The following is a 1,409-nucleotide window of genomic DNA, read 5'->3' on the forward strand; positions in this document are numbered from 1 at the left end:
ATCTGGGTCTCGGTGTCGCCGGGCTCTACCGCCACCAACGCCAGCAAGCCCCCTTCGATCGCGCCGACGACCGCGTCGTCGACGGTCACGGTCGCCTGCGTCACGCGCTGGATCAGGGAAAGCATGGGCGTAAGTCCGGGGTCGAAGCAGCGGGCAGGATAGCGGGACATGCGCGGCCAGCAGAAGCCGGGTCGCGCGGGTTGGCTACACTCGGCGGATGAAACCGGACACCTACGCCGCCCTTGGCTACCACGCCGCCGCCCTGGTCGGGCGCCTCCCCTGGCCGTGGCTGCGCGCGCTGGGGGATGCGATGGCGTGGGTCTGGCGGAAGGCGGACGCGCGCGAAAGTCGCGTCGCGCGCCGCAACCTGGAGATCGCTTATCCCGACCTGCTGCCCAGCCAGCGCGAGGACCTGCACCAGGCGATCCTACGGACCACCGCGCGCCAGGCGCTGGAAACGCTCCGCTTCTGGACCCGGACGCCCGCCGACAACCTCGCCCGCCTGCGCGAACGCCACGGAGAGGCGCTGTACGACGCAGCACTGGCCAGCGGCAAGGGAGTGATCGTGGCGGCGCCGCACTTCGGCAACTGGGAGTTGCTCAACCAGTGGCTGGCCTCGCGCGGCCCGCTCGCCATCGTGTACCGCCCCCCGGCGTCGCCAGTGGGCGACGCCTTCCTGCTGCGCGTTCGCGGCGCGGACAACATCCGCCAGGTGCGTGCCGAGGGCCCGGCGGTGCGGCAGTTGTGGAAGGTCCTGAAAGAAGGCGGCGCCGTCGGCATCCTGCCCGACCAGCAACCGAAAGCCGGCGATGGCGAGTTCGCCCCTTTCTTCGGCACCCCCGCGCTGACGATGACGCTGGTATCGCGGCTCGCCGAGCGCACCGGCGCGACCGTGCTGTTCGCCTGGTGCGAACGGATCGGCCCCGGGCCGGACTTCTCACTGCATGTGGAGCCGGCACCGCCGGCGATCGCCGACGCGGATCCGGTCGCCGCCGTCACCGCACTCAACGAAACCGTCGAGCGAATCGCCCGGCGCGATCCCGCGCAGTACCAGTGGACTTACAAACGCTATACGCTGCGGCCACCGGGCAGCGGCGAGGACAATCCTTACCGCTGAGCCGGACCCGGGGATGGCATGACGCGCGATGCACCGCATCCCCTCGCCTACGTTCGCGCGAAGAGGATGCGCCTGCTGCATGAGCCACCCCATGGACACGCCCGCGATCGACGCTGCGCCATCCCCCGACTGGCAGGCCCTGCCCACCCGCGGCGCGTGGCTCGCCGCCCTTGGCGGCGCGGCGCTGCTGTTCCCGTTCGGCTTCCCGGCGTTCTTCCTGTCGCGCGCCACCGACATGGTGTCGCCGTGGCTGGCGGTCCCCGTGGCCGCGCTGGCCGGCGCGGGGTTGGGC

General features: G+C 71.7%; 2 protein-coding genes and 1 pseudogene. 2 read left to right on the forward strand and 1 reads right to left on the reverse strand.

The window, feature by feature from the left end; translation table 11 throughout:
• A partial coding sequence (locus AC04L7_RS18675; protein WP_475513700.1) for a D-aminoacyl-tRNA deacylase occupies positions 1-125 on the reverse strand: 125 nt, incomplete at its 3' end.
• Positions 126-217: 92 nt separating this feature from the next.
• Here AC04L7_RS18675 and AC04L7_RS18680 point away from each other — a divergent pair.
• Both AC04L7_RS18680 and AC04L7_RS18685 read left to right on the forward strand, forming a co-directional pair.
• Entirely contained in the window at positions 218-1,117 is a 900-nt protein-coding gene (locus tag AC04L7_RS18680; protein ID WP_435996415.1) for a lauroyl acyltransferase, read from the forward strand.
• Positions 1,118-1,196: 79 nt separating this feature from the next.
• Positions 1,197-1,409: pseudogene (locus AC04L7_RS18685) on the forward strand (PH domain-containing protein); the annotation flags it as partial.

The sequence above is a fragment of the Pseudoxanthomonas sp. LjRoot204_2 genome (genome assembly GCF_056175765.1).